Here is a 25036-nt window from a genome sequence, read left to right on the forward strand (position 1 = left end):
GAGTCGGACTGCATGACCGGGCGCGACCTTGGTGTCGCGCCCTTTTTTTACGAGGAATGCATATTGAAAGCGATTGCTCTCGCGCTCGCATCGGTTATCGCGGCGGCCACCCTGGCCGGTTGCGCGAACTCGAAGGCGCCGACCAACAAGGATGACAGCGCGTTCGTGTATCTGCTGGACCGCCAGGGCAACTGGAAGGAAAACCCGGTCGACACGCTCCCGCCGCTACCGCAGGCCGGCGATCTGCTGCCGTTCACCGTGTCGCAGAACACGCCGCTCAAGTTCGCCGTCGACGCGAAGTCGCTCGCGGTCGGCACCGACGGCGTCGTGCGCTATGCCGTCGTCATCACGAGCCCGGCCGGCGCGCGCAACGTGAACTACGAAGGCATCCGCTGCGACACCTACGAGTGGCGTCAGTACGCGGGCCTGAATTCCGATCACGATGGCTGGGACCGCACGGTCGAAAACGACTGGCGTCGCATCGAGAACGGCGAGCTGAATGCGTACCATGCGGCGCTGTATCAGGACTATTTCTGCTCGAACAAGATGCCGCAGGGCACGACCCACCAGATTCTCGAGAACATCAAGTTCCATCGCACCGCGATGAGCCAACTGCGCTGATCGCCGCAACGCGGGGCGCCTGCCCTGGTGGAAGCAAAAAAGCCCGCGCATGCGGGCTTTTTCATTGTCTCGCGCCACCACGCATCGTGGCCGACGAGCGGTTACACGAGCACGAGGTTGTCGCGGTGGATCAGTTCCGGCTCCAGCATGTAGCCGAGCACCGTCTCGATCTCGCCGCTCGGCTTGCGATGAATCAACTTCGTTTCCGCGCTGCTGTAGTTCGTGAGACCGCGCGCCACTTCGCGCCCGTCGGGGCCGACGCATGCGATCACTTCGCCGCGAGCGAATGCACCCTGCACGCCGATCACGCCGATCGGCAGCAGGCTCTTGCCGCCGGCCGTCAGCTTCTCGACCGCACCCGCGTCGATCACGACGTGCCCGCGCACCTGCAGGTGATCGGCCATCCATTGCTTGCGCGCCGCCATCCGCGCGGTACGCGCGATCAGCTGCGTGCCGATCGCTTCGCCCGCCGCCAGCCGCACCAGCACGTCGGCTTCGCGGCCGCTCGCGATTACCGTGTTCGCGCCGCTGTGCGCCGCGCGCTTCGCCGCGAGGATCTTCGTCAGCATCCCGCCGCGGCCGAGGCTCGAGCCTGCGCCGCCGGCCATCGCCTCGAGCTCCGGCGCGCCCGCGCTGGCCTCCGCGACGAGCGTCGCGTTCGGATCCTTGCGCGGATCGGCGGTGAACAGCCCCGTCTGGTCGGTCAGGATGATCAGCGCATCGCCTTCGATCAGGTTCGCGACGAGCGCGCCCAGCGTATCGTTGTCGCCGAACTTGATTTCGTCGGTGACGACCGTGTCGTTCTCGTTGATGATCGGCACGACGCCGAGCCGCAGCAGCGTGAGCAGCGTCGAGCGCGCATTCAGGTAGCGTTCGCGATCCGCGAGGTCGGCATGCGTGAGCAGGATCTGCGCGGTGCGGATGTCGTGCTCGGTAAAGCGGCTTTCATAGACTTGCGCGAGGCCCATCTGACCGACCGCGGCAGCAGCCTGCAACTCGTCGATCTCGCGCGGACGCTTGCTCCAGCCGAGCCGCTGCATTCCTTCGGCAATCGCCCCCGAACTGACGAGCACGACTTCCTTGCCCTGCGCGCGCAGCGCGGCGATCTGGGCCGCCCAGCGGCCGATTGCAGCATGATCGAGCCCCTTGCCGTCGTTGGTCACGAGGCTCGAGCCCACCTTCACCACCAATCGCTTCGAATCCGCGATGATCGAACGCATCGTGCGCCGTCTCCTGTATCTGATGCCTGCCCGGCCGGGCGCGACTGAATTCCGGCACCGGGCGCCGCGCCCGGTGCGTCTCAGGCCCGCTCAGGCGTCGTCGCCGGGCGTCGCACCGCCGTCCGTGGGCGGCGCATCGCGGAAGCGCACATCCGCGGCCAGGTCTTCCTCTTCCGCCGCACGGTGCGCGTCCGAATGCTCGGCGAGGTAATCGTAGATCGCGTAGACCAGCGCCTCACAGCCCTGGCCCGTGAGCGCCGAAATCTCGAACACCGGGCCGTCCCAGCCGAACCGGTCGAGGAAGTCGGCGACGCGTGCTTCGCGCTCGTCTTCCGGCACCATGTCGAGCTTGTTGAGGACAAGCCAGCGCGGCTTCTCGTACAGCGCCTCGTCGTACTTGCGCAGTTCGCCGACGATCGCCGTCGCTTCCGCGACCGGATCGACGCTTTCGTCGAACGGGGCCAAATCGACGAGATGCAGCAGCACCCCGGTGCGCTGCAGGTGTCGCAGGAACTGATGGCCGAGGCCCGCGCCTTCGGCGGCGCCCTCGATCAGCCCCGGGATATCGGCGATCACGAAGCTCTTGCTCGGGCCGACCCGTACGACGCCGAGATTCGGCGCGAGCGTCGTGAACGGATAGTCGGCGATCTTCGGCTTCGCGTTCGACACCGACGAGATGAAGGTCGACTTGCCTGCGTTCGGCATGCCGAGCAGGCCGACGTCGGCGAGCACCTTCAGCTCGAGGCGCAGCATGCGCCGCTCGCCCGGCTTGCCGTCCGTCTTCTGACGCGGCGCGCGGTTCGTGCTCGACTTGAAGTGCAGGTTGCCGAGACCGCCGGCGCCACCCTGCGCGAGCATCACCCGCTGGTCGTGCTCGGTCAGGTCGGCGATCAGCTCGCCCGTCTCCATGTCGGTCACCACCGTGCCGACCGGCATGCGCAGCGTGACGTCGTCGCCGCCCTTGCCGTAGCAATCCGAGCCGCGACCGTTCTCGCCGTTGCGCGCCAGGTGCTTCTTCGCGTAACGGTAGTCGATCAGCGTGTTGATGTTGCGGTCGGCGACCGCGTAGACGTTGCCGCCCCGGCCGCCATCGCCGCCGTCCGGCCCGCCGAACGGAACGAATTTCTCGCGGCGCATCGACGCGCTGCCATCGCCTCCGTCGCCGGCGATGACTTCGATTCGTGCTTCGTCAATGAACTTCATTCGTCACTCCGACCAGTATTTCCGCTATTGTGCCGCGCGCCGGCGCGCTTGAACAATCTGCCGTTCGGCCGACTGCCCGCCGTTTCGCGACAGCCGCCGGCGCGCACATGCGCCCGGCGGCCAAATAAAAAAAGGCCCCGCGAAGACTGCGGGGCCTTTCGGCTACGAAGCCCGTGGGTGCCTGAACTTAGGCAGCCGCCGGGACAACGATGACCAGATGCTTCTTGTCCGCGCCCTTGGTCGCGAACTTGACGTGACCGTCGACCAGCGCGAACAGGGTGTGATCCTTGCCCATGCCGACGTTCTCGCCAGCGTGCATGCGCGTACCGCGCTGACGCACGATGATGCCGCCAGCGTTGATCGCCTGGCCGCCGTACACTTTCACGCCGAGACGTTTCGACTCGGAGTCGCGGCCGTTCCGGGAAGAGCCGCCTGCCTTTTTGTGTGCCATCTGATTGCTCCTTTACCGAGGCGCTTACGCGTTGATCGCGTCGATGCGCAGCTCAGTGTAGTTCTGGCGGTGGCCGCCGTGCTTTTGGTAGTGCTTCCGGCGACGCATCTTGAAGATGGTGACCTTGGCATGACGACCGTGCGACACAACGGTGGCCTTGACGGAAGCCCCACTGACCAGCGGCGTACCGAACTTAATCGATTCGCCTTCGCCCACTGCGAGAACCTGGTCGAGCGTGATTTCAGCGTCAATGTCAGCCGGTATCTGTTCTACTTTGAGTTTTTCGCCAACGGCAACCTTGTACTGCTTGCCGCCGGTTTTTATGACCGCGTACATTGAGAACCTCACTCTGGATCCAATTTTTCCGCACACCACGCGCGGAAAACACGTGATTATACATGGGGTTAGCAGCCAAGTCAAAGCCGATCGACGATTGCCTCGGATTGCCGCTCGCGAAGCCCTGGCCGGACGGCCAAAATCGCCGTGCACGCACGTCCGACAGACCGGCATGTCGCGGATTCGACTTATAATCCGCCGCATCACCCATTTCGATCATCATGTCGTCGTCCACCGCCTCCCCCACCCTCAGCGCCGCCCAGCTGCTCGCTCCGATCGCCAGCGACATGGAGCAGGTGAATCGCGTTATCCGGCAAAGCCTCGCGTCCGACGTGCTGCTGATCAACCAGATCGCCGAGTACATCATCGGCGCGGGCGGCAAGCGGCTGCGTCCGGCCCTGCTGTTGCTCGTCGCCGGCGCGCTCGGCGAGACCTCGCACCAGCGCCACGTGCTGGCTGCCGTCGTCGAGTTCATCCACACGGCCACGCTGCTGCATGACGACGTCGTCGACGAATCCGAACTGCGGCGCGGCCGCCAGACGGCCAACGCGCTGTTCGGCAACGCGGCGAGCGTGCTGGTAGGCGACTACCTTTATTCGCGCTCGTTCGAGATGATGGTCGGCGTCGGGAAGATGCGCGTGATGGAAATCCTGTCGGAAGCGACCACGATCATTTCCGAAGGCGAAGTGCTGCAGCTTCTGAACATGCACGATGCGGACGTCGACGAGACACGCTACATGCAGGTGATCCGTTACAAGACGGCGAAGCTGTTCGAAGCATCGGCCCGCCTGGGCGCGGTCCTCTCCGGCGCCGATGCGCCGACCGAAGCCGCGGCAGCGGAATACGGCCGCCGAATCGGCACCGCATTCCAGATCATGGACGACTGGCTCGACTACGCAGGCACGGCCGAAGCGATGGGCAAGAATGCCGGCGACGACCTGCGCGAAGGCAAGCCGACACTGCCGCTCATCTATTTGATCGAACGCGGCACGCCCGAACAGTCGGCACTCGCCCGCGAGGCCATCGAACATGGCGGCACCGATCGCTTCGACACGATCTTCGACGCGATCACGCGCTCCGGCGCGCTCGACCATACGCTCGAATGCGCACGCCAGGAAGCACAGGCCGCCGCCGCCGCGATCGCCGAGTTTCCGGATTCGATCTATAAGGAAAGCCTGCTCGCGCTGTGCTCGTACTCGACGTCGCGGCAGTCGTAAACAGCCGTACCCGCGCCGCGAACGTGAGGCGATACCTTGTCTCGAAAAATTTCTTCACCAAGGTATTCCCTTTTAGAAAAAACATCGTTATAGTTACGTTCTTGCTTGTGACGACGCAGCGATCTTCACCGAGACAGCGAAGTCGGAACAGCAGAAATTCGGGGTGTAGCTTAGCCTGGTAGAGCGCTACGTTCGGGACGTAGAGGCCGGAGGTTCGAATCCTCTCACCCCGACCAGAATTTGGAAGCCTTGCGAATCTCTTCGGTTCGCAAGGCTTTTTTCATTGCTCCAACACAATCGTGTCGATGCCGACAAATACGGCGCCTTCCTCTGGGGCAACGTCCGCCAAGCGGACCGTGCTGCCCATCAACGACACGCCCCGACGCTGCTCCTGACCTATCCATCCGAACACGAGACGCAGGCCATGCAACCGGCAGCGATTGCCGGACGCCACGCGCAAGCCGCCGCGCTAGTGCTCGCATCGATCAGCATCCCGCTTGCCATCCAGTCCCCACAGCGACAGGTATAAAGTTTGGCCGGCACCATGCCGATATTCGTCGGCATAGCAACTGAACGAACCTGGCGCGCCAGACGGATTTTCCGTCGCCGCTCCCGTTCGAGCGGATGCCCAGCGGGATAGTCGATTGAAGAGCGCAACGCTCACAACGGGAAGGTCGAGTGGACATCAGTAGCTGGAAGAATCAGGCAAAACAGGCGCTTGCTGGCACCATCGGTGCCCACGAAGTGATCGCGCAGCTAGCCAACGCGCAGATCGACAGCTCGGATTGTGAAGCGAATCTCCTTCTCGGCATTCTGTATGGCCAGACGGGGCAGCTAAACCTTGCGGTCCAGCATCTTCGGCAAGCGCTCGAGCAAGACCCGCGGAATCCAGACGCGATCTTCTTTCTGGGTTGCTTCGATGCGTTGCGGTTTCCCGGTCTCCACAAGAGCTGGGCGATTCGCCGAGACCACGCAAAAAGCGCACTTCGCGTCGTCGAAAATACGCCGGAGGCCACGACGTGGCCTCAACTGAAACTCTGTCTCGAGATCCTTGCGACAGCAGCGAGCTACGTCGGGCCGCCGGAGGATGCAGAGTTCGCCTATCGGTGGCTTATCAAGATCGATCCGGCGAATGCCGACCACTTCGCGAAGCTTTCCCAACTCCGCGCGGACGACGATCTTGAAGAAGCCGTCGCGCTTATCGATCACGCGCAATCACTCAATCCCGCCGTCGTCAACAAAACCGATGTTGAATTTTCCCGCAGAGTGCTTTCGGACGGCACACGGCGAAAGAGCGTTGCGCGCGCCAAGTATCCCAACACGCGTGAAATGAGAGGTGACCTGGCGGCCGTGATCCGGACGAGCTTGCTGGACGGCTTGCCGAAGCAGCGCTTCATCGACAAGGACACCCGTTTTTTTACACTCGGCTCATGCTTTGCAAGAGAGATTGCCGTACGCCTCATCGAACGCGGCTATCAGGCCGACTTCTTCGAAGTCGTCGAGCACATCAATTCGAGCTTCGCAAACCGCGAGATGGTGGACTGGGCGTCAGGCCAATGCACAGGCCAGAGCCGGGAGCGCCTCGACGAGCTCTTTGCATCTCTCAATATCACCCCGGACAATCTCCGGGCCCGTCTCGCCGCGGCCAAGGTGTTCGTCTACACCCTCGGAGTGGCTCCTGCCTTCTTCGACCGACAATCCGGCGAATTCGTGATGCCTTCCAGTTCCACACTGGGCTCGCGTGCGTTCGCGGAGATGTACGACTTCCGAACCACCACCGTCCAGCAAAATCTGGCCAATCTCGAATACATCATCGCGAACATCAAGGCGTTGAATCCGGGCGTCAAGGTCGTGATCACGGTCAGCCCCGTACCGTTGAAAACGACGTTCGAGTTCAAGTCTGCAATACAGGCCGATTGCATTTCCAAATCGACGCTCCGGGTCGTCGCCCACGAATTCGTTACCAAGCATCCCGACGTCATCTATTGGCCGAGCTTCGAGATCGTGCGCTGGCTGGGCGGACATGTGGGACCGTATTACGGCAACGACGACGATGCAGCCCTTCATGTGGGCGACCATGTCGTCAAGGCCATCACGGATTCGTTTATCGAGCACTTTTCGTAAGAACCGCATGACCTCGGACCGCGGGAGATGCGGGCAGCGAATGCGCGCTGTCCGGAAGCAAAGGCCGCCTTCCGGCTCGACCGGCAAGCGATCCGGCCTTCCGAACCGCGCTTCGCATCCAAAAGGGGCCGCACCGCCGGTTTCCCTTATGTACGCGGGACGCGACTCCGGAAACCGTGACGCTACACCGCGGTGCGCGTGCCCCCATCCCGACCGGATTTGAAGGAACGTGCACCGCGTGCACATCTTCCGATGGCTTTTTGCCGCTTCGCACGGGCCGACGTGCCTCGCGCGACACCTCCCGGCCGCCGGCCTCTGCTATATTCCCTCCATCCCTGTCCTTCACTGCCCTTCTGACGCGTGGACCAAATTCCCTTATGGGCGCAAATCGGCGCCGTCTTCCTGCTTCTTCTCTGCTCCAGCTTCTTTTCCATTTCCGAGACCGCGATGATGGCGCTCAACCGCCATCGGCTGAAGCATCTCGCCGGCCAGGGCGTGATGGGCGCGAAAACCACGCAAGGCCTCCTCACGCGCACCGACCTGCTGCTCAGCGTGATCCTGATCGGCAACAACCTGTTCAACACGATCATCCCGGTCCTGACGACGTCGCTCGCGCTGCACACGTTCGGCCGTAACAACCTCGCGCTGTCGATCGCGACGGGCATCGTCGCGTTCCTGATCATCGTGTTCGCGGAAATCGCGCCGAAGATCGTCGGGGCCACTTTCCCCGAGCGCATCGCGCTGCCCGCAAGCCTCGTGATCGCGCCGCTGATGCGCGTGTTCAAGCCGGTCGTCTGGTTCGTCAACGCGCTCGCGAACGGCGTGCTCTGGATGCTGCGCATCAACACGAAGAAGGGCCGCGACCAGCGGATGTCGGCCGACGAGCTGCGCGCGATCGTGCTCGAGTCGAGCAGCTTCATGCCGACCAAGCACCGCAGCATCCTGCTCAACCTGTTCGACCTCGAGAACATCACGGTCGACGACGTGATGGTGCCGCGCCGCCAGATCGAGTCGCTCAACTTCTACGCGCCGCTCGACGACATCCTGCATCAGCTCGAGACCTGCTATCACAACCGCCTGGTCGTGTACGAAGGCGACATCGACAAGGTGCTCGGCGTGCTGCACGTCCGCAAGACGCTCACGGCGCTGCACAACCAGGATTTCGATCGCGAGACGTTGCGCACGCTGCTCGCGGAGCCGTACTACGTGCCGTCGGGCACGCCGGTCGTCCAGCAGCTCCAGTATTTCCAGGAAAGCCGGCAGCGCACCGCGCTCGTCGTCAACGAGTACGGCGAGCTCGAAGGGCTCGTCACGCCCGAGGACATCATCGAAGAGCTGATCGGCGAATTCACGACGTCGATGCCGCGCGGCGAACGCGCGGGCGGCTGGGACCAGAACGGCGAATGCATCGTCGCCGCCCGCATGCCGCTGCGCGAGCTGAACCGCTGGCTGCACCTGCACCTGCCGACCGACGGGCCGAAGACGCTGAACGGGCTGATCCTGGAGATCCTCGAGGAAATTCCCGAAGGCGACGTCTGCATGAAAATCGGCGACGTGATGCTCGAAGTGATGCGCAGCGACGATCAGGCCGTACGCACCGTCAAGCTCTTCAAGCCGCGCGGCACACGCTCGCGCGCCGCCGCGCGCTAGCCGATCGGCCGACTGTCGGCGCCGCCCGCGATACGCGACCATTTCCCGTCACGATCAATAGGCGGCCGAGCGCCGGCTCACATGCACTTCCCACCCTCCGGGGCGGCGCCCCACACTCAGCGACCGCCCGCCTCCACCGACGCATCGCCCGTTGAAGCAGCCCGCTCGCTCGATGCGACGCAACTCGACGACTCGCCCGCCGTCCGGTTGCTGACCGACACGCTGCACGCCGCCCGCGTGCGCGACGCATCCGACATCCACGTCGAGCCGTTCGAAGGAGGCTGGCGCATCCGCCTGCGCATCGACGGTGTCCTGCATGAACACGCCCGGCCGCCCGCTCATCTGCGCGACGCGCTCGTGACGCGAATCAAGGTGCTCGCACGGATGGACATCGCCGAACGCCGGCTTCCGCAGGACGGCCGGCTGCGTATCGCCGTCGACGGCAGCATGCGAGGCGACTACCGGGTCAGCTCGCTGCCCACGCTGTTCGGCGAGAAACTCGTGTTGCGCCGTCTCGAAACGCTGCCGCCCGACCTGACGCTCGCGCGCCTCGGCTTCGACGCGCAGCAGGCCGCGGCGATGGAAACCGCGATCCGCGCGCCGCACGGTCTCGTACTTGTCACCGGGCCGACCGGCAGCGGCAAGACGCTGTCGCTCTACTGCGCGCTGCAGATGCTCGACCGCGATGCGCACAACGTCTGCACGGTCGAGGATCCCGCCGAGATCCAGCTCGACGGCATCAACCAGGTCGGGGTGGTCGAGAAAGCCGGGCTCACCTTCGCCACGGCACTGCGCGCGCTGCTGCGGCAGGACCCGGACGTCATCATGGTCGGCGAGATTCGCGATGCGGAGACGGCCGACGTCGCAATCAAGGCCGCACAGACCGGGCACCTCGTGCTGTCAACGCTGCACACGAACGACGCGCCGACCGCCGTCGCGCGGCTGCTCGACATCGGCGTCGCACCGTACAACCTGGCGGCCGCGCTGCGCCTCGTCACCGCGCAACGTCTGGTTCGGCGCCTGTGCGTCGCCTGCCGCATACCGTCGGACGCATCGGCGCGCGCGCTGCGCGATGCGGGCTGCGATCCAGCCGCGCTGGCATCCGGATGGCGGCCGTTCGTCGCCCGCGGCTGCGCCGCCTGTCACGGCATCGGTTATCGCGGCCGGATCGGCCTGCATCAGACGATGCCGGTTTCAGCGGAACTCGCCGAACGCATCGTCGCACGTGCAAGCGTCGGGGCACTCGCGCAATGCGCGGCAGCCGAAGGCGTACGCGGCCTGCGCGATGCGGCACTCGCGCACGTCCGCGACGGCACGACGAGCGTCGCGGAAGCGCTGGCCGCGACGCCGGACGCGTAATCGCGATGGCCGCCCCACCGCAAGAAACCCGCTTCGCGTGGCGCGGCCGCCGTCGCGACGGCACGCCGTGTCGCGGCAACGTCATCGCGTTCGACGCCGCCACCGCGCGGGCAGCGCTCGCACGCGACGGCGTCGCAGTGCTGTCGCTCGACGCCCGCCACGCGGCCCGGCCGCCAGTGGCCGGCGCACGCGAGATCACGCGCTTCACGCGTCAGCTCGCGAGCCTCCTGCAGGCCGGGCTGCCGCTCGCACCGTCGCTCGAGATGCTTGCCCGCACCCGCACGCGCGACGGGCTGCCACGCATCGCCGCCGGGCTCGCCCGCGAGATCGTCGGCGGACAGCGTTTCGCCGCCGCGCTCGCGCGCTATCCGTCGCAGTTCGGCACGCTGTATCGCCAGTTGATCGAGGTCGGCGAAGCATCGGGCGCGCTCGGCACCGTGCTCACCCGCGTCGCGGAGCACCGCGAACGCGCGGACGCGCAATGGCGCAAGCTGCGTGCCGCGCTCGCCTATCCGGTCGCCGTCATCGCGTTCGCGCTCGCGATCTCGGCCGCGTTGATGGTGTGGGTCGTGCCGACGTTCCGGCAGATCTTCGACGGCTTCGGCGCAGCACTGCCGGCGCCGACCCGCGCACTGCTCGCCCTTTCCTCCGCGACATCCGCATGGGGCGGCCCGTTCGTCGCCGGCGCAGCTGTGGCCGGGTTCGCCGCGCGCTACGCGTTGCAACGTTCGCCGTCGCTACGCTACACGGTCGCGCGGCGCATGCTGAGTGCACCGTTGATCGGCAGCGCGCTCACGCGGTTCGCGACTGCGCGCTGGTGCCGCTCGCTTGCCACGCTGCTCGGTGCCGGCGTGCCGCTCGCCGATGCATTCGCGACGCTCGAGCGCACGGCCGGACATCCGGTATTCGAGCAGGCCACCGCGCAGATCGCGGCGCGAGTGCTGCGCGGCGCGCGTCTTGCCGATGCGATGCAAGCGGCCGGCTGTTTCCCGGACGACGTCGTGCAGCCGATCGCCGTCGCCGAGGAAACCGGCGCCCTCGACACGATGCTCGCCGACATCGCCGCGCTCTGCGAGCGTCAGCTCGACGCACGCCTCGATGCACTCGCCGCGCTCGGCGAGCCGCTGATCGTGATCGTGCTCGGCGCCCTGGTCGGCGGCCTCGTGATCGCGATGTATCTGCCCATCCTTCAGCTGGGCAACGTGGTGTAGCATCGCAACCGATTCTGTCGCCTTTTCGAGCCCGAACCCGAGCCCCATGACGCCCGTGCCCCCGACCACTGTTTTCGATTCGCCCGACAGCACGCTGCTCGCGCTGGCGATGCTGCCGTCCGCGGTGCAGTACGCATTCGCCGTCGTGCTCGGTCTGTGCGTGGGCAGCTTCGTGAACGTCGTCGTGCACCGGATCCCGGTGATGATGCAGCGCGCATGGCAGGCCGAAATCGCCGAAGCGACCGGCAGCGCAAACGCGGTGCCCGACGACGGCTATCCGCCGCACTACGATCTGTGGCGCCCGCGCAGCGCATGCCCGCATTGCGGCCACGTGCTGCGCGCGTGGGAAAACATCCCGCTTGTCAGCTACCTGATATTGCGCGGCCGCTGCCGTCAGTGCGGCCATGCGATCGGCGTGCGCTATCCGCTCGTCGAGCTCGCCGGTGCGCTGCTCGCCGCCGCGTCGCTCGCCGCGTTCGGCCCCACCGTCGCCGCACTGGCCGCGTTCGGGCTGTGCGCCGCGCTGCTGGCGATGAGCGCGATCGACATCCGGACCGGCTACCTGCCCGATTCGATGACGCTGCCGCTGCTGTGGGCGGGGCTCGCGCTGAACCTCGGCGGCACCTTCACGTCGCTGCGTTCGGCCGTGGTCGGCGCGATGGCCGGCTACCTGTTCCTGTGGTCGATCTACTGGCTGTTCAAATGGCTGCGCGGCATCGAGGGCATCGGCTTCGGCGACCTGAAACTGCTCGCAGCGCTCGGCGCATGGATGGGCTGGGCCGCGCTGCCGCAGGTCGTGCTGTTCGCCGCGGTGACTGGCGCGCTCGTCGGTCTCGCCGCGACCTGGCGCGGCCGCATGCGCTTCGAGGAGCCGATTCCGTTCGGCCCGTTCCTCGCCGCAGGCGGCGTCGCGACGCTCTTTTTCGGTACCCCTTTCTATGCGGCGCTCGGCGGCTGACATGACGTGCCGCCCGCGTCCGCTTTGTTCGCTGCGCCGCGGGGACGTGCGTCGTTTCCCCGTCGCGGCCCGGCCGAGGCTCACATGTTTTCAATAGGACTCACCGGCGGCATCGGCAGCGGCAAGACGACCGTCGCCGACATGTTCGCCGCACGCGGCGCTTCGCTCGTCGATACCGATCTGATCGCGCACCGCATCACCGCGCCGGCCGGCCTCGCGATGCCGGCGATCGAACAGGCTTTCGGGCCTGACTTCGTCGCGCCCGACGGCTCGCTCGATCGCGCGAAGATGCGCGCACTGATTTTCAGCGACGACGACGCACGCCGGCGTCTCGAAGCGATCACGCATCCGCTGATCCGCGCGGAGACCGATCGCGAGGCCAGCGAAGCGCGCGGTCCTTACGTGATCTTCGTCGTGCCGCTGCTCGTGGAGTCAGGTAATTGGAAGGCTCGCAGCAATCGCGTGCTGGTCGTCGACTGTCCGGTCGAAACGCAGATTGCGCGCGTGATGCGGCGCAATGGTTTCACGCGCGAACAGGTCGAGGCGATCATCGCGAGGCAAGCGACGCGTGAAGCACGGCTCACCGCGGCCGACGACGTGATCGTCAACGATGCGACGACCTCCGATGCGCTCGCCGCGCAAGTCGATGCACTGCACCAACGCTATCTCGAATTCGCGGCCTCCGCGCATTGATCGCCGCACGCGATCGTGATGGTGCACGAAATTGGCGCGTTGCTAGGGTAGAGAGTGAGCATTAGAATGTCCTGCATTGTTTCAATCCCTACCAGAGGCGAGCGCGCTTGATCCTTTACGAGTATCCGTTCAACGAGCGAATTCGCACGCTGTTGCGCCTCGAAGACCTGTTCGAGCGCTTCGCGTTCTTTTTGGCTCAGGAGGACCCGCGTGAACATCACGTCGCGCTGACGACGCTGTTCGAAATCGCCGAGGTCACGGGCCGCGCGGACCTGAAATCGGATCTGATGAAGGAGCTCGAACGTCAACGCCAGACGCTCGCTCCGTTTCGAGGCAATCCGGGCATCGAACAGAATGCGCTCGAAGCCGTACTCGGCGAAATCGAGCAGACGCTCGCCAATCTTGCGCAGATGCAGGGCAAGACCGGCCAGCATCTGGTCGACAACGAGTGGCTCGCGAGCATCCGCAGCCGCGCGGTGATTCCGGGCGGCACCTGCAAGTTCGACCTGCCGTCGTACTACGCGTGGCAGCAATGGCCGGCCGAGCAGCGGCGCCAGGATATCGCGAAATGGATCATGCCGCTGCTGCCGCTGCGCGACGCCGCCGCGATCGTGCTGCGGCTCGCACGAGAATCGGGTCAGGCGTCCAAGGTGATGGCGATGCAGGGCAGCTATCAGCAGATGCTGTCCGGGCGCAGCTACCAGCTGATGCAGGTGCGCGTGTCGCCGGAGCTGCGCGTGATTCCCGAAGCGAGCGCCAACAAATACATGCTGTGGGTACGGTTCACCATGCAGGACGGCGACGTGCGGCCGCGCGCGGTGGACATCGACGTGCCATTCCATCTGACCCTGTGCAATCTGTAACGGCCGTGTGCCGGTTCGACGCTTTCGTATGACTACCGTTGTGAAATGTCCGTCGTGCGGCGCAGAAGTGCGCTGGACGCCCGAGAACAAGTTCCGTCCGTTCTGTTCGGCCCGCTGCAAGCAGCTCGACCTCGGCGCATGGGCCGCGGAAAAGTACCGGATCGGTGGCGCCGCCGACGAGGGCCCGTCGTCAGAAGAAGACGGCACCGACGACCGCCGCGACAGCTGAACGGGGCGCGGCCCTGCCCGCCCGCCGATATGGCCCGCGTTTCAGGCGGGCCGCCACGGCGTCATTGCGACGCCGCTTCCTTCTCGAGCAGTTCCAGCACGGGCAGTGCCGCCGGCAACAGCGGCGCGACCTCGACCGGCAATGGCTGCCACACGAACGCCTGCCCTTCCTTGCTGTGCGGCTCGCCCGTCCAGCCCGTCACCTTGCAGAAATAGAGCCGCACGTACGCATGCGGATAATCGTGCTCGAGCGTATGCCAGCGATGGCTGGCCGTGACGTTGATGCCGAGTTCCTCGTGCAGCTCGCGCGCCAGCGCGTCCTCGACGCTCTCGCCGGCCTCGAGCTTGCCGCCCGGGAACTCCCAGTAGCCTTCGTACGGCTTGCCCTTCAGCCGCTGCGCGAGCAGATACCGGCCATCCGGTTGCACCATCACGCCGACCGCGACTTCCGTCACCTTGCGGCCGTCCGGCGCCCGCACGGCGCCCTGTGCCTGATCCGCGCTCATGCCTGCTCCTTGCGGCCCGACCAGTCGCGCGCGAACTGCCACGCGACGCGCCCCGAACGCGAACCGCGCTCAAGCGCCCAGACGAGCGCGTCGCCGCGTGCCGTCTCGATCTCTGCATCCGCGCAACCGAAATGGCGCAGCCAGTGCCCGACGATGTCGAGATAGTCGTCCTGCTTGAACGGGTAGAAGCTGACCCAGAGGCCGAAGCGCTCCGACAGCGAGATCTTTTCCTCGACGACTTCGCCGGGATGGATCTCGCCGTCCGGCAGATGCTTGTACGACTCGTTGTCGCTCATGTACTCGGGCAGCAGATGGCGGCGGTTCGACGTCGCGTAGATCAGCACGTTGTCGGATTGCGCGGCGATCGAGCCGTCGAGCGCGACCTTCAGCGCCTTGTAGCCCGATTCGCCGTCCTCGAACGACAGATCGTCGCAGAACACGATGAACCGCTCCGGACGCTGCGCGATCAGCTCGACGATGTCGCCGAGATCGTGCAGGTCGTCCTTGTCGACTTCGATCAGGCGCAGCCCGTCCTTCGCATACGCATTCAGGCACGCCTTGATCAGCGACGACTTGCCGGTGCCGCGCGCGCCGGTCAGCAGCACGTTGTTGGCCGGCTTGCGCTGCACGAACTGCCGCGTGTTCTGCTCGATCAGCCCTTTCTGCCGATCGATGTTCTGCAGATCGTCGAGCGTGATCGTCGACGCAGCCGGCACCGGCTGCAGATAACCGCGCCCCTGGCGCTTGCGCCAGCGAAATGCGGTAGCGGCATTCCAGTCGACGGCCGCCGCTGCGGGCGGCAGCATCCCCTCGAGGCGGCCGAGCAGTGCTTCGGCACGCGTCAGAAACTGTTCGAGCTTGTCCATGTCGTTCGAGCGCTCCCGATCAGGAGCGGTAATCCGCGTTGATGCTCACGTAGTCGTGCGACAGGTCGCACGTCCAGACGGTCGCCTGCGCGTCGCCGCGGCCGAGCAGCACGCGGATCGTGATTTCGCTCTGCTTCATCACGCGCTGGCCGTCCTCTTCCTGGTAAGCCGGGTTGCGGCCGCCGGCCTTCGCGACGAGCACGTCGTCGAGATAGAGATCGATCTTGCCGACGTCGAGATCCGTGACGCCCGCATAGCCGATGGCCGCGAGGATCCGGCCAAGGTTGGGGTCGGATGCGTAGAAGGCCGTCTTCACCAGCGGCGAATGACCGATCGCGTATGCGATCTGGCGGCACTCGGCGACGCTCTTGCCGCCTTCGACCTGCACCGTCATGAATTTCGTCGCGCCTTCGCCGTCGCGCACGATCAGCTGCGACAGCTGCTGCGCGACCTGCGTGACCGCATCGCGCAGCGCCGCGTAGGCCGGCGAGTCGGTCGACGTGATCGCGGGCAGCGTGCTCTTGCCCGACGCGATCAGGATGAACGAGTCGTTCGTCGACGTGTCGCCGTCGATCGTGATGCAGTTGAACGAGCGGTCGGCCACTTCCTTCACGAGCGTGTCGAGCACCGGCTGCGCGACGTTCGCATCGAACGCGAGGAAGCCGAGCATCGTCGCCATGTTCGGCTTGATCATGCCCGCGCCCTTGCTGATGCCCGTCAGCGTGACCGTGTGGCCGTCGATCGTCACCTGGCGCGACGTGGCCTTCGGCAGCGTGTCGGTCGTCATGATCGCCTGCGCGGCGTCGTACCAGTTCGCGGCCTTGCGGTTCGCGAGCGCGGCCGGCAGCCCTGCCTTCAGGCGGTCGATCGGCAGCGGCTCGAGAATCACGCCGGTCGAGAACGGCAGCACCTGCGCGGCGTCGAGGCCCGCGAGGCGCGCGAGTTCCGCGCAGGTTTCGCGAGTGTTCGCGAGGCCCGGCTCGCCGGTGCCCGCGTTCGCATTGCCCGTGTTCACGACGAGCGCGCGGATGGCCGCGCCGCCGGCGCGCACCTTGGCCAGGTGCTCGCGGCACACGATCACGGGTGCCGCGCAGAAGCGGTTCTCGGTGAATACGCCGGCGACCGTCGCGCCTTCGTCGACGGAGATGACCAGCACGTCCTTGCGATTCGGCTTGCGGATGTTCGCTTCCGCCCAGCCGAGCGTGACGCCGGCGACGGGATGCAGTTGGGCGGGATCGATCGACGGAAAATTGACAGCCATGGGGCACACCTGCCGGATGGAAAATGCCGGCACGCGCCGGCATCGATTGGAAGAACCGGCGGCCGCGAGAACGGGCCGCCGCAACTCACATCACTGACTCGAAGCTGCGAACGACGCGGCACGCGAACACGCGCCGCCGCCGATCATGACAGCTTCCCGTGACATTGCTTGTACTTCTTGCCGCTGCCGCACGGGCACGGATCGTTGCGGCCGACCTTCGGCATTTCGCCGCCGGGGCCGCTGTGGGTCATCGCGCTGCCGACCATGTCGGCCGTTGCAGTGGCCGCCGTCGCGACCGCGACGTTCGCCACCGGTGCGCCCGATTCCGCGTAGTCGGCGTGCTGATATTCGACGTTCTCGAGATGACCGCTGCGCTCCTCGATCTGCTCGGCCGCTTCCTCGAGCTGTTCCGGCGACTGGATCTGCACGTTCATCACGATGCGCGTGACTTCCTGCTTGATCGCGTCGAGCATCGCGGCGAACAGTTCGAACGCTTCGCGCTTGTATTCCTGCTTCGGGTTCTTCTGCGCATAGCCGCGCAGGTGGATGCCCTGCCGCAGGTGGTCGAGCGCCGCGAGGTGCTCGCGCCACAGGCGGTCGACCGTCTGCAGCATCACCGAACGCTCGAACGCGCTGAACGACTCGCGGCCGACCAACGCGACCTTCGCCTCGTACTGCTCGTCGGCGGCCGTCGTCACGGCTTCGAGGATCTCCTCGGCCGTGATCGACGACGACTCGTTCACCATTTCCTGAATCGCGAGGTCGAGCTGCCAGTCGTTGCGCAGCGCTTCCTCGAGTTCAGGCACGTCCCACTGTTCCTCGATGCTGCCTTCCGGCACGAACTGGCGGACGACTTCGGTGATCACGCCGTGACGCATCGCCGAGATCGTCTCGGTGATGTCGTGCGCTTCGAGCAGCTCGTTGCGCTGCTGGTAGATCACCTTGCGCTGGTCGTTCGACACGTCGTCGTATTCCAGCAGCTGCTTGCGGATGTCGAAGTTGCGCGCTTCGACCTTGCGCTGCGCGGATTCGATCGAACGCGTGACGATGCCGGCCTCGATCGCCTCGCCTTCCGGCATCTTCAGGCGATCCATGATCGAGCGCACGCGGTCGCCCGCGAAGATGCGCAGCAGCGGATCGTCGAGCGACAGGTAGAAGCGCGACGAACCCGGGTCGCCCTGGCGGCCCGCACGGCCGCGCAGCTGGTTGTCGATCCGGCGCGATTCGTGGCGTTCGGTGCCGATGATGTGCAGGCCGCCCGCGGCCTTCACCTGCTCGTGCAGCGTTTCCCACTCGTCGTGCAGCTGCTTGATGCGGCGCGCCTTTTCGTCGGCCGGGATCGCTTCGTCGGCGTCGATGAACGCAGCCTGCTTCTCGGCGTTGCCGCCGAGCACGATGTCGGTACCGCGACCGGCCATGTTGGTCGCGATCGTGATGCGCTTCGGACGGCCGGCTTCCGCGACGATCGCGGCTTCACGCTCGTGCTGCTTCGCGTTCAGCACTTCGTGCGGGAGACCCGCCTGCTGCAGCAGATGCGACAGCAGTTCGGAATTCTCGATCGACGTCGTGCCGACCAGCACCGGCTGACCGCGCTCGTAGCACTCGCGAATGTCGCGGATCACCGCGTCGTAGCGCTCCTTGGCCGTCTTGTAGATCTGGTCCTGCTTGTCGATCCGCTTCGGCGGACGGTTGGTCGGGATCACGACCGTCTCGAGGCCGTAGATCTCGTTGAATTCGTATGCTTCGGTGTCCGCCGTACCCGTCATGCCGGCGAGCTTCGCGTACATCCGGAAGTAGTTCTGGAACGTGATCGACGCGAGCGTCTGGTTCTCGCTCTGGATCTTCACGTGCTCCTTCGCCTCGACCGCCTGGTGCAGGCCGTCGGACCAGCGGCGGCCCGCCATCAGGCGGCCCGTGAATTCGTCGACGATCACCACTTCGCCGTTCTGCACGACGTAGTGCTGGTCCTTGTGGAACAGCGTGTGCGCGCGCAGCGCCGCATACACGTGGTGCATCAGCGTGATGTTCTGCGGCGCGTACAGGCTCTCGCCCTCGCCGATCAGGCCCCACTCGGCGAGCAGGCGCTCGGCCTTCTCGTGGCCCGATTCCGTCAGGAACACCTGGCGCGACTTCTCGTCGAGCGTGTAGTCGCCCGGCTTCTCGACGCCCGTGCCGTCGGCCTTCTCCTCGCCGATCTGGCGCTCGAGCAGCGGCGGCAGCGCGTTCATCCGCACGTACAGCTCGGTGTGGTCTTCCGCCTGGCCCGAGATGATCAGCGGCGTACGCGCTTCGTCGATCAGGATCGAGTCGACTTCGTCGACGACTGCAAAATTCAGTGCCCGCTGCACGCGCGCGTCGGTCTCGTAGACCATGTTGTCGCGCAGATAGTCGAAGCCGAACTCGTTGTTCGTGCCGTAGGTGATGTCCGACGCGTAGGCCTGCTGCTTCTGGTCGTGCTCCATGCCGGACAGGTTGATGCCGACCGACAGACCGAGGAAGTTGTAGAGGCGCGCCATCCATTCGGCGTCGCGCTGCGCGAGGTAGTCGTTGACCGTCACGACGTGCACGCCGCGCCCGGCCAGTGCATTCAGGTACACGGGCAGCGTCGCGACGAGCGTCTTGCCCTCGCCCGTACGCATTTCGGCGATCTTGCCGTAGTGGAGCACCATGCCGCCGATCAGCTGCACGTCGAAGTGGCGCATCTTCAGCACGCGGCGGCTCGCCTCCCGGCAGACCGCGAATGCCTCGGGCAGCAGCTTGTCGAGCGACTCGCCGCCCGCGATCCGCTGGCGGAACTCATCCGTCTTGCCGCGCAACTGGTCGTCCGTCAGCTTCTCGATCTGCGTTTCGAGCGCATTGATCGTCGTGACGGTCTTTTGGTATTGCTTGACGAGCCGCTGGTTGCGGCTGCCAAAAATTTTCTGGAGAAAACCGGTTGTCATCGGATCGGATCCTGCGTCGCAGCACCGGCGCCCGGCGCGTGTTGCGCGCCCCGACGCCGAGCTCGGCGGCTTAGCGAATTAGTGGAATCAAACGAGGAATTTTAGCACGCGGGAACGCAGGCGCCCGTGTCCCGGCTGGACGCACGCCGTACGCGCGAACCGCGCCAGCAACGGGCGCACGGCCCGAAAGCCGCCCGTGCGCGGGCCCGCGCGGGTACAATCGGCGTCAACGTCCGCGCGCGTGCGCGCCCGAAGAATGCCTCGATGAACCGATTTAACAAGCGTTTCGGCCCGCTCTCCGCGTATCGCCCGCAACCCGTGTCCGAAGTGCTCAACCGCACCGACGCGTTCGCGGCGCTGCGCGCCGGCGTCGAGCAGGTCGCGTCGCTGCAGCGCGACCTTACCGCCCTCCTGCCCGACTACCTCGCGAATCACGTCGAACCGGGCTCGATCAAAGACGGCACCCTGACCCTCTTTGCCGCGCACAATGCGCTCGCTGCCCGGTTGCGGCAGGTCGAGCCGCGGCTGCTAGCCGATCTCCAGAAGCGCGGCTGGCCGGTCTCGGCGCTGCGCGTGCGCGTGCGGCCCAAGGACGCGCCGGAGCCGCCGCACGTGAAGCAGGCGCGCATGACGACGGTCGGCGCCACCGCGTTGCGCGACCTCGCCGACCATCTCGAGCCGTCGCCGCTGCAAGCCGCACTCGCGCGGATGGCCGCGCGACACGGCGCGAAGTCGTCGCGCTGAACGTACCGCCGGCCGCGGCGAGCGCCCAACAAAAAAGCGACCCGAAGGTCGCTTTTTTCTTGCCCGAACCGGACGCCGGTCAGGCGAAGGCCGTCTGCGTGTCGAACGCGAAGCCGCTCGGCGCAGCCTGCGGATCGTCGAACGTGACGATCTCGTACGCGTCTTCGTGCGCGAGCAGTTCGCGCAGCAGCGCGTTGTTCAGCCCGTGACCCGACTTGTACGCCGTGTACGACGCCAGCAGCGGATGGCCGACCACGTAGAGATCGCCGATCGCGTCGAGCATCTTGTGCTTCACGAACTCGTCGTCGTAGCGCAGCCCGTCGTTGTTCAGGATCCGGTATTCGTCGAGCACGATCGCGTTGTCCATGCTGCCGCCGCGCGCGAGACCCAGCTCGCGCATCATTTCGACTTCATGGGCGAAACCGAACGTGCGCGCACGCGCGATCTCGCGCACGTACGACGTGTTCGCGAAGTCGACCTCGAGTTCCTGGCCGGTCTTGTCGACGGCCGGGTGACGGAAGTCGATCGTGAACTTCAGCTTGAAGCCGAAATACGGGTCGAGACGCGCGAACTTGTCGCCATCGCGGATTTCGACCGGCTTCTTCACCTTGATGAAGCGCTTCGGCGCGTTCTGCTCCTCGATGCCCGCGGACTGGATCAGGAACACGAACGACGACGCGCTGCCGTCCATGATCGGGATTTCCTCCGCCGTGACGTCGACATACAGGTTGTCGATGCCGAGGCCCGCGCACGCCGACATCAGGTGCTCGACGGTCGACACGCGCGCGCCATCCTTCTGCAGCACCGACGCGAGCCGCGTGTCGCCGATCGACATCGCGGATGCCGGAATGTCGACAGGCGTGGGCAGGTCGACGCGCGAGAAAACGATCCCCGTGCCCGGCGCGGCCGGGCGGAGCGTCAGTTCGACCTTGCGGCCCGAGTGGAGACCGATGCCCACGGTCTTCACGATCGATTTGATGGTGCGCTGCTTCAGCATGGTGTTCTTCAACTTGATTGAGAATCTCAATCAGGAGTTATATTCGATAGGTGAGATTATAGCGTAATTCCCTATTCAACGCTGTTTGAAACTGCGTATCAATCTGTTTCGGCTGTTTACCCGTGCGGATACGGGACGGGCCAACGCCCGGAACGGAGGCGTTTCCGGTCGTCGGCCCGTGTTACAACTGCCCTGAGGCGGGTGAGCAGCGTTGCCGTCAGGCAACGGCGCACCGCACGATCAGGGCGTCAACGTCGCGAGCACACTCGCCGCATCGCTCACTTCGAACTTGCCCGGCGCTTCGACAGCCAGCGTCTTGACCACACCGTCGTCGACCACCATCGCGTAGCGCAGGGAACGGATTCCCATGCCACGCGCGGACAAATCCTGCGTCAGCCCCAGCGCATGAGTGAAAGCAGCGCTGCCGTCCGCCATCATGCGCACCTTGCCCGCGGTGTGCAGATCACGTCCCCATGCGCCCATCACGAATGCGTCGTTGACGGACACGCACCAGAGCTCGTCGATGCCTGCCGAGCGCAGTTGCTCGGCGTGCTCGACATAGCCCGGCACATGCTGCGCCGAGCAGGTCGGCGTGAAAGCGCCCGGCAATCCGAAGATCACCACCCGCTTTCCCGCAGCCTGGTCGCGCACGCTGAAGGCATTCGGCCCCAGCGTGCAGCCTTCGCGCGCGTCGTCGATGAACTCGAACAGTTGCGCGTCGGGCAGCGCGTCGCCCACTTGAATCATGGCTGGTCCCTCATAGCGATTCGGTTTCTCAGCGTGTTGCGGACAGCACGTCCCATCCCGCTCCGCTCACGCGAAGAGGGCACGTCTCCCGGCCCGGCGTCGCATCCGACGCGGCCTGTCGTGGTCCGTAGCATCCGTCACGCCGGCGTTACCGCGGCACGCTCGTCGATTGCGCCGCGGCTTCGCCTGTGTGTGCGTCGTCAGTCAGCCTGCTTGCGCAGGAAAGCCGGGATGTCGTACGTGTCGACCCCCTTCTCCTGCAGCGCCTGCACGTGCGATGCCGCGGTTTCGCGCGAGTTGCGCCACACCGCCGGCGTGTCGAGCGCGCCGTAGTCGGCCGTGCTGACGTGCTGCGGCTGCGCATAGCCGTGCGAGACCGCGCTGACCGGCTGGTTGTCGGTGCCCGTGCGCAGCAGCGTCATCGGAGCCGATTGCTGCTTCTTCGCCGCACGGCCCAGACCCGTCGCCACGACCGTCACGCGCAGTGCATCGCCCATCGCGTCGTCGTACACCGCACCGAAGATCACCGTCGCATCTTCCGCCGCGTAGCTCTTGATCGTGTTCATCACTTCGCGCGTTTCCGACAGACGCAGCGAACGGCTCGACGTGATGTTGACCAGCACGCCGCGCGCGCCCGACAGATCGACGCCTTCGAGCAGCGGGCTCGCCACGGCCTGTTCCGCCGCGAGGCGTGCGCGATCGACGCCGGCGACCGTCGCCGTGCCCATCATCGCCTTGCCCTGCTCGCCCATCACCGTCTTCACGTCTTCGAAGTCGACGTTCACGAGGCCATCGACATTGATGATTTCAGCGATGCCTGCGACTGCGTTGTTCAACACGTCGTCCGCGCACTGGAAGCACTTGTCCATCTCGGCGTCATCGCCCATCACGTCGAACAGCTTGTCGTTCAGGACGACGATCAGCGAGTCGACGTGATCCTCCAGTTGCTGCGAGCCCGCTTCCGCGACGCGCATGCGCTTGCCGCCTTCGAACTCGAACGGCTTGCTGACGACGCCAACCGTCAGGATGCCCATCTCTTTCGCGATCTGCGCGACCACCGGCGCTGCGCCCGTGCCCGTGCCGCCGCCCATGCCGGCCGTGATGAACACCATGTGCGCGCCACGCAGTGCGTCGGCGATGCGCTCACGCGCCTCTTCCGCTGCCGCACGGCCCATTTCCGGCTTCGCGCCGGCGCCCAGACCCGTGTTGCCCAGCTGGATCACCGACGTTGCACGCGAACGCGACAGCGCCTGCGCGTCGGTATTCATCACGATGAAGTCGACGCCCTGCACGCCGCGGTTGATCATGTGCTGGACGGCATTGCCGCCAGCGCCGCCAACGCCCACCACCTTGATGATGGTGCCGTTGGTTTCGGTTTCCAGCATTTCGAATTCCATTGTTGCCTCCGTCAAGAAAATAAAACTGCTCGGCCGTTATTCGGCAGGAGATCGGGCAACCCCCTGTCGCGCGCCAGCCGCCGGCACCAGCGCGAATTTCGATGCGTTGTCTTCGTCCCAGGAAAACGCCGGGCCGTCCCAAGTTTTCCTGGCCCCCCTCGGGGGGCAGGCTCGGCGTGCCGAGCCCTGGGGGTACTCAAAAATTGCTCAGGAACCATTCCTTCATCCGCGAGAAGATCTGCCCCGCGTTGCCGGACTGCACGGCGACCTTGCGGCCGCGCATGCGCTGAGCACTGCCTTCGACGAGCAGGCCCATCGCCGTCGAGTAGCGCGGATTGCGCACCACGTCGGCGAGGCCGCCTGCGTACTCCGGCGCGCCGATGCGCACCGGTTTCAGGAAAATGTCTTCGCCCAGCTCGACCATGCCCGGCATCATCGATGCCCCGCCGGTAATGACCACGCCCGAGCTCAGCAGTTCTTCGTAACCCGACTCGCGCACGACCTGCTGCACGAGCGAGAACAGCTCCTCGACGCGCGGCTCGATCACCGCGGCGAGTGCCTGGCGCGACAGCGTGCGCGGACCGCGTTCGCCGAGGCCCGGCACTTCGACCATCTCGTCCGGATCGGCGAGCGCCTGCTTCGCGATCCCGTAGCCGACCTTGATGTCTTCCGCGTCCGGCGTCGGCGTGCGCAGCGCCATCGCGATGTCGCTCGTGATCTGGTCGCCGGCGATCGGAATCACCGCGGTGTGGCGAATCGCGCCTTCGGCGAAGATCGCGATGTCGGTCGTGCCGCCGCCGATGTCGACCAGCACCACGCCGAGATCCTTCTCGTCCTCCGTCAGCACGGCCAGCGAGGACGCAAGCGGCTGCAGGATCAGGTCGTTCACTTCCAGCCCGCAGCGGCGCACGCACTTGACGATGTTCTGCGCGGCGCTCACCGCGCCCGTCACGATGTGCACCTTCACTTCCAGCCGGATGCCGCTCATCCCGATCGGCTCGCGCACGTCTTCCTGGCCGTCGATGATGAATTCCTGCGTGAGGATGTGCAGCACCTGCTGGTCGGTCGGGATGTTGATCGCCTTCGCGGTCTCGATCACACGCGCGACGTCGGTCTGCGTGACTTCCTTGTCCTTGATCGCGACCATCCCGCTCGAGTTGAAGCTGCGGATGTGGCTGCCTGCAATCCCCGTGAACACGTTGGTGATCTTGCAGTCGGCCATCAGCTCGGCTTCCTCGAGCGCGCGCTGGATCGACTGCACGGTGGCCTCGATGTTGACCACCACGCCCTTCTTCAGACCTTTCGATTCGCTCTGGCCGAGGCCGATCACCTCGTAATGGCCCTCGCCCTTCAGCTCGGCGACGATGGCCACCACCTTCGACGTGCCGATGTCGAGGGAAACCAGCAGATCCTTGTAGTCTTTGCTCATAAAGTGCTCTTGC

23 protein-coding genes and 1 tRNA gene are annotated in these 25036 nt (G+C 65.6%); 12 read left to right on the forward strand and 12 right to left on the reverse strand.

Annotation, left to right across the window (positions count from 1 at the left end):
- Positions 1–12 precede the first annotated feature (12 nt).
- Positions 13–621 carry a CNP1-like family protein gene (locus C7H84_RS09225; protein ID WP_121858524.1) on the forward strand — a complete coding sequence of 203 codons (609 nt, stop codon included), beginning with the start codon at positions 13–15 and terminating at the stop codon, positions 619–621.
- A gap of 101 nt (positions 622–722) precedes the next feature.
- Here the strand turns inward: C7H84_RS09225 and proB are convergent, their stop codons facing one another.
- The 4 genes from proB to rplU form a co-directional block, all read right to left on the reverse strand.
- Entirely contained in the window at positions 723–1841 is a 1119-nt protein-coding gene (proB, locus tag C7H84_RS09230) for a glutamate 5-kinase (protein WP_121858525.1), read from the reverse strand.
- Positions 1842–1931: 90 nt separating this feature from the next.
- Positions 1932–3044, reverse strand: a complete 1113-nt coding sequence (gene obgE / locus C7H84_RS09235; RefSeq protein WP_121858526.1) for a GTPase ObgE — start codon at positions 3042–3044, stop codon at positions 1932–1934.
- 187 nt (positions 3045–3231) lie between these two features.
- On the reverse strand, positions 3232–3495 hold the full coding sequence (rpmA, locus tag C7H84_RS09240) for a 50S ribosomal protein L27 (RefSeq protein WP_006476999.1): 264 nt from the start codon (positions 3493–3495) through the stop codon (positions 3232–3234).
- 24 nt (positions 3496–3519) lie between these two features.
- Positions 3520–3831: a 50S ribosomal protein L21 gene (gene rplU, locus C7H84_RS09245; RefSeq protein WP_006025184.1), complete on the reverse strand. Its 312-nt coding sequence runs from the start codon at positions 3829–3831 to the stop codon at positions 3520–3522.
- Positions 3832–4052: 221 nt separating this feature from the next.
- On the opposite strand from rplU, the gene C7H84_RS09255 reads away from it, so the two are divergent.
- From C7H84_RS09255 to C7H84_RS09300, 10 genes are all read left to right on the forward strand, one after another.
- Entirely contained in the window at positions 4053–5048 is a 996-nt protein-coding gene (locus C7H84_RS09255) for a polyprenyl synthetase family protein (protein WP_121858527.1), read from the forward strand.
- Between the two features lie 159 nt (positions 5049–5207).
- Positions 5208–5284 (forward strand) — tRNA-Pro (locus C7H84_RS09260).
- A gap of 442 nt (positions 5285–5726) precedes the next feature.
- Entirely contained in the window at positions 5727–7172 is a 1446-nt protein-coding gene (locus C7H84_RS09265) for a GSCFA domain-containing protein (protein ID WP_121858528.1), read from the forward strand.
- A 360-nt stretch (positions 7173–7532) separates the two neighbouring features.
- Positions 7533–8822 (forward strand): HlyC/CorC family transporter, encoded by a 1290-nt coding sequence (locus C7H84_RS09270; RefSeq protein ID WP_121858529.1) that lies wholly within the window; start codon positions 7533–7535, stop codon positions 8820–8822.
- 81 nt (positions 8823–8903) lie between these two features.
- Positions 8904–10181 (forward strand): ATPase, T2SS/T4P/T4SS family, encoded by a 1278-nt coding sequence (locus C7H84_RS09275; RefSeq protein WP_121858530.1) that lies wholly within the window; start codon positions 8904–8906, stop codon positions 10179–10181.
- Positions 10182–10186: 5 nt separating this feature from the next.
- On the forward strand, positions 10187–11392 hold the full coding sequence (locus tag C7H84_RS09280; protein ID WP_121858531.1) for a type II secretion system F family protein: 1206 nt from the start codon (positions 10187–10189) through the stop codon (positions 11390–11392).
- 46 nt (positions 11393–11438) lie between these two features.
- Entirely contained in the window at positions 11439–12350 is a 912-nt protein-coding gene (locus tag C7H84_RS09285) for an A24 family peptidase (protein ID WP_121858532.1), read from the forward strand.
- 84 nt (positions 12351–12434) lie between these two features.
- On the forward strand, positions 12435–13043 hold the full coding sequence (gene coaE / locus C7H84_RS09290) for a dephospho-CoA kinase (RefSeq protein ID WP_121858533.1): 609 nt from the start codon (positions 12435–12437) through the stop codon (positions 13041–13043).
- Positions 13044–13150: 107 nt separating this feature from the next.
- A complete protein-coding gene (zapD, locus tag C7H84_RS09295) occupies positions 13151–13906 on the forward strand; it encodes a cell division protein ZapD (RefSeq protein ID WP_121858534.1) in 756 nt (251 codons plus the stop codon).
- Positions 13907–13934: 28 nt separating this feature from the next.
- Positions 13935–14135 carry a DNA gyrase inhibitor YacG gene (locus C7H84_RS09300; RefSeq protein WP_121858535.1) on the forward strand — a complete coding sequence of 67 codons (201 nt, stop codon included), beginning with the start codon at positions 13935–13937 and terminating at the stop codon, positions 14133–14135.
- Between the two features lie 61 nt (positions 14136–14196).
- On the opposite strand, the gene C7H84_RS09305 is transcribed toward C7H84_RS09300, so the two are convergent.
- The 4 genes from C7H84_RS09305 to secA all read right to left on the reverse strand — a co-directional run bounded on the left by C7H84_RS09305 (position 14197) and on the right by secA (position 19709).
- Positions 14197–14640: an NUDIX domain-containing protein gene (locus C7H84_RS09305; RefSeq protein ID WP_121858536.1), complete on the reverse strand. Its 444-nt coding sequence runs from the start codon at positions 14638–14640 to the stop codon at positions 14197–14199.
- Positions 14637–15506 carry an ATP-binding protein gene (locus tag C7H84_RS09310; protein WP_121858537.1) on the reverse strand — a complete coding sequence of 290 codons (870 nt, stop codon included), beginning with the start codon at positions 15504–15506 and terminating at the stop codon, positions 14637–14639. The genes C7H84_RS09305 and C7H84_RS09310 overlap by 4 nt, the downstream gene beginning before the upstream one ends.
- A 19-nt stretch (positions 15507–15525) precedes the next feature.
- Positions 15526–16767, reverse strand: a complete 1242-nt coding sequence (gene argJ / locus C7H84_RS09315; protein WP_121858538.1) for a bifunctional glutamate N-acetyltransferase/amino-acid acetyltransferase ArgJ — start codon at positions 16765–16767, stop codon at positions 15526–15528.
- 143 nt (positions 16768–16910) lie between these two features.
- Entirely contained in the window at positions 16911–19709 is a 2799-nt protein-coding gene (secA, locus tag C7H84_RS09320) for a preprotein translocase subunit SecA (RefSeq protein WP_121858539.1), read from the reverse strand.
- Positions 19710–19973: 264 nt separating this feature from the next.
- Here secA and C7H84_RS09325 point away from each other — a divergent pair, with 264 nt between their 5' ends.
- Positions 19974–20453 carry a DUF721 domain-containing protein gene (locus C7H84_RS09325; protein WP_121858566.1) on the forward strand — a complete coding sequence of 160 codons (480 nt, stop codon included), beginning with the start codon at positions 19974–19976 and terminating at the stop codon, positions 20451–20453.
- 79 nt (positions 20454–20532) lie between these two features.
- Here C7H84_RS09325 and lpxC read toward each other — a convergent pair whose 3' ends face one another.
- The 4 genes from lpxC to ftsA all read right to left on the reverse strand — a co-directional run bounded on the left by lpxC (position 20533) and on the right by ftsA (position 25023).
- On the reverse strand, positions 20533–21450 hold the full coding sequence (lpxC, locus tag C7H84_RS09330; protein ID WP_121858567.1) for a UDP-3-O-acyl-N-acetylglucosamine deacetylase: 918 nt from the start codon (positions 21448–21450) through the stop codon (positions 20533–20535).
- 240 nt (positions 21451–21690) lie between these two features.
- Positions 21691–22197 carry a peroxiredoxin gene (locus tag C7H84_RS09335; RefSeq protein WP_121858540.1) on the reverse strand — a complete coding sequence of 169 codons (507 nt, stop codon included), beginning with the start codon at positions 22195–22197 and terminating at the stop codon, positions 21691–21693.
- Positions 22198–22397: 200 nt separating this feature from the next.
- Positions 22398–23594, reverse strand: coding sequence for a cell division protein FtsZ (ftsZ, locus tag C7H84_RS09340; RefSeq protein ID WP_121858541.1), 1197 nt, complete (start codon positions 23592–23594; stop codon positions 22398–22400).
- A gap of 196 nt (positions 23595–23790) precedes the next feature.
- The gene (gene ftsA / locus C7H84_RS09345) at positions 23791–25023 is read right to left on the reverse strand and encodes a cell division protein FtsA (protein WP_006752447.1); all 1233 of its coding nucleotides are present in this window, start codon (positions 25021–25023) and stop codon (positions 23791–23793) included.
- Positions 25024–25036 lie beyond the last annotated feature (13 nt).

The organism is Burkholderia sp. Nafp2/4-1b, assembly GCF_003635165.1.
Taxonomy (GTDB): Bacteria; Pseudomonadota; Gammaproteobacteria; order Burkholderiales; family Burkholderiaceae; genus Burkholderia.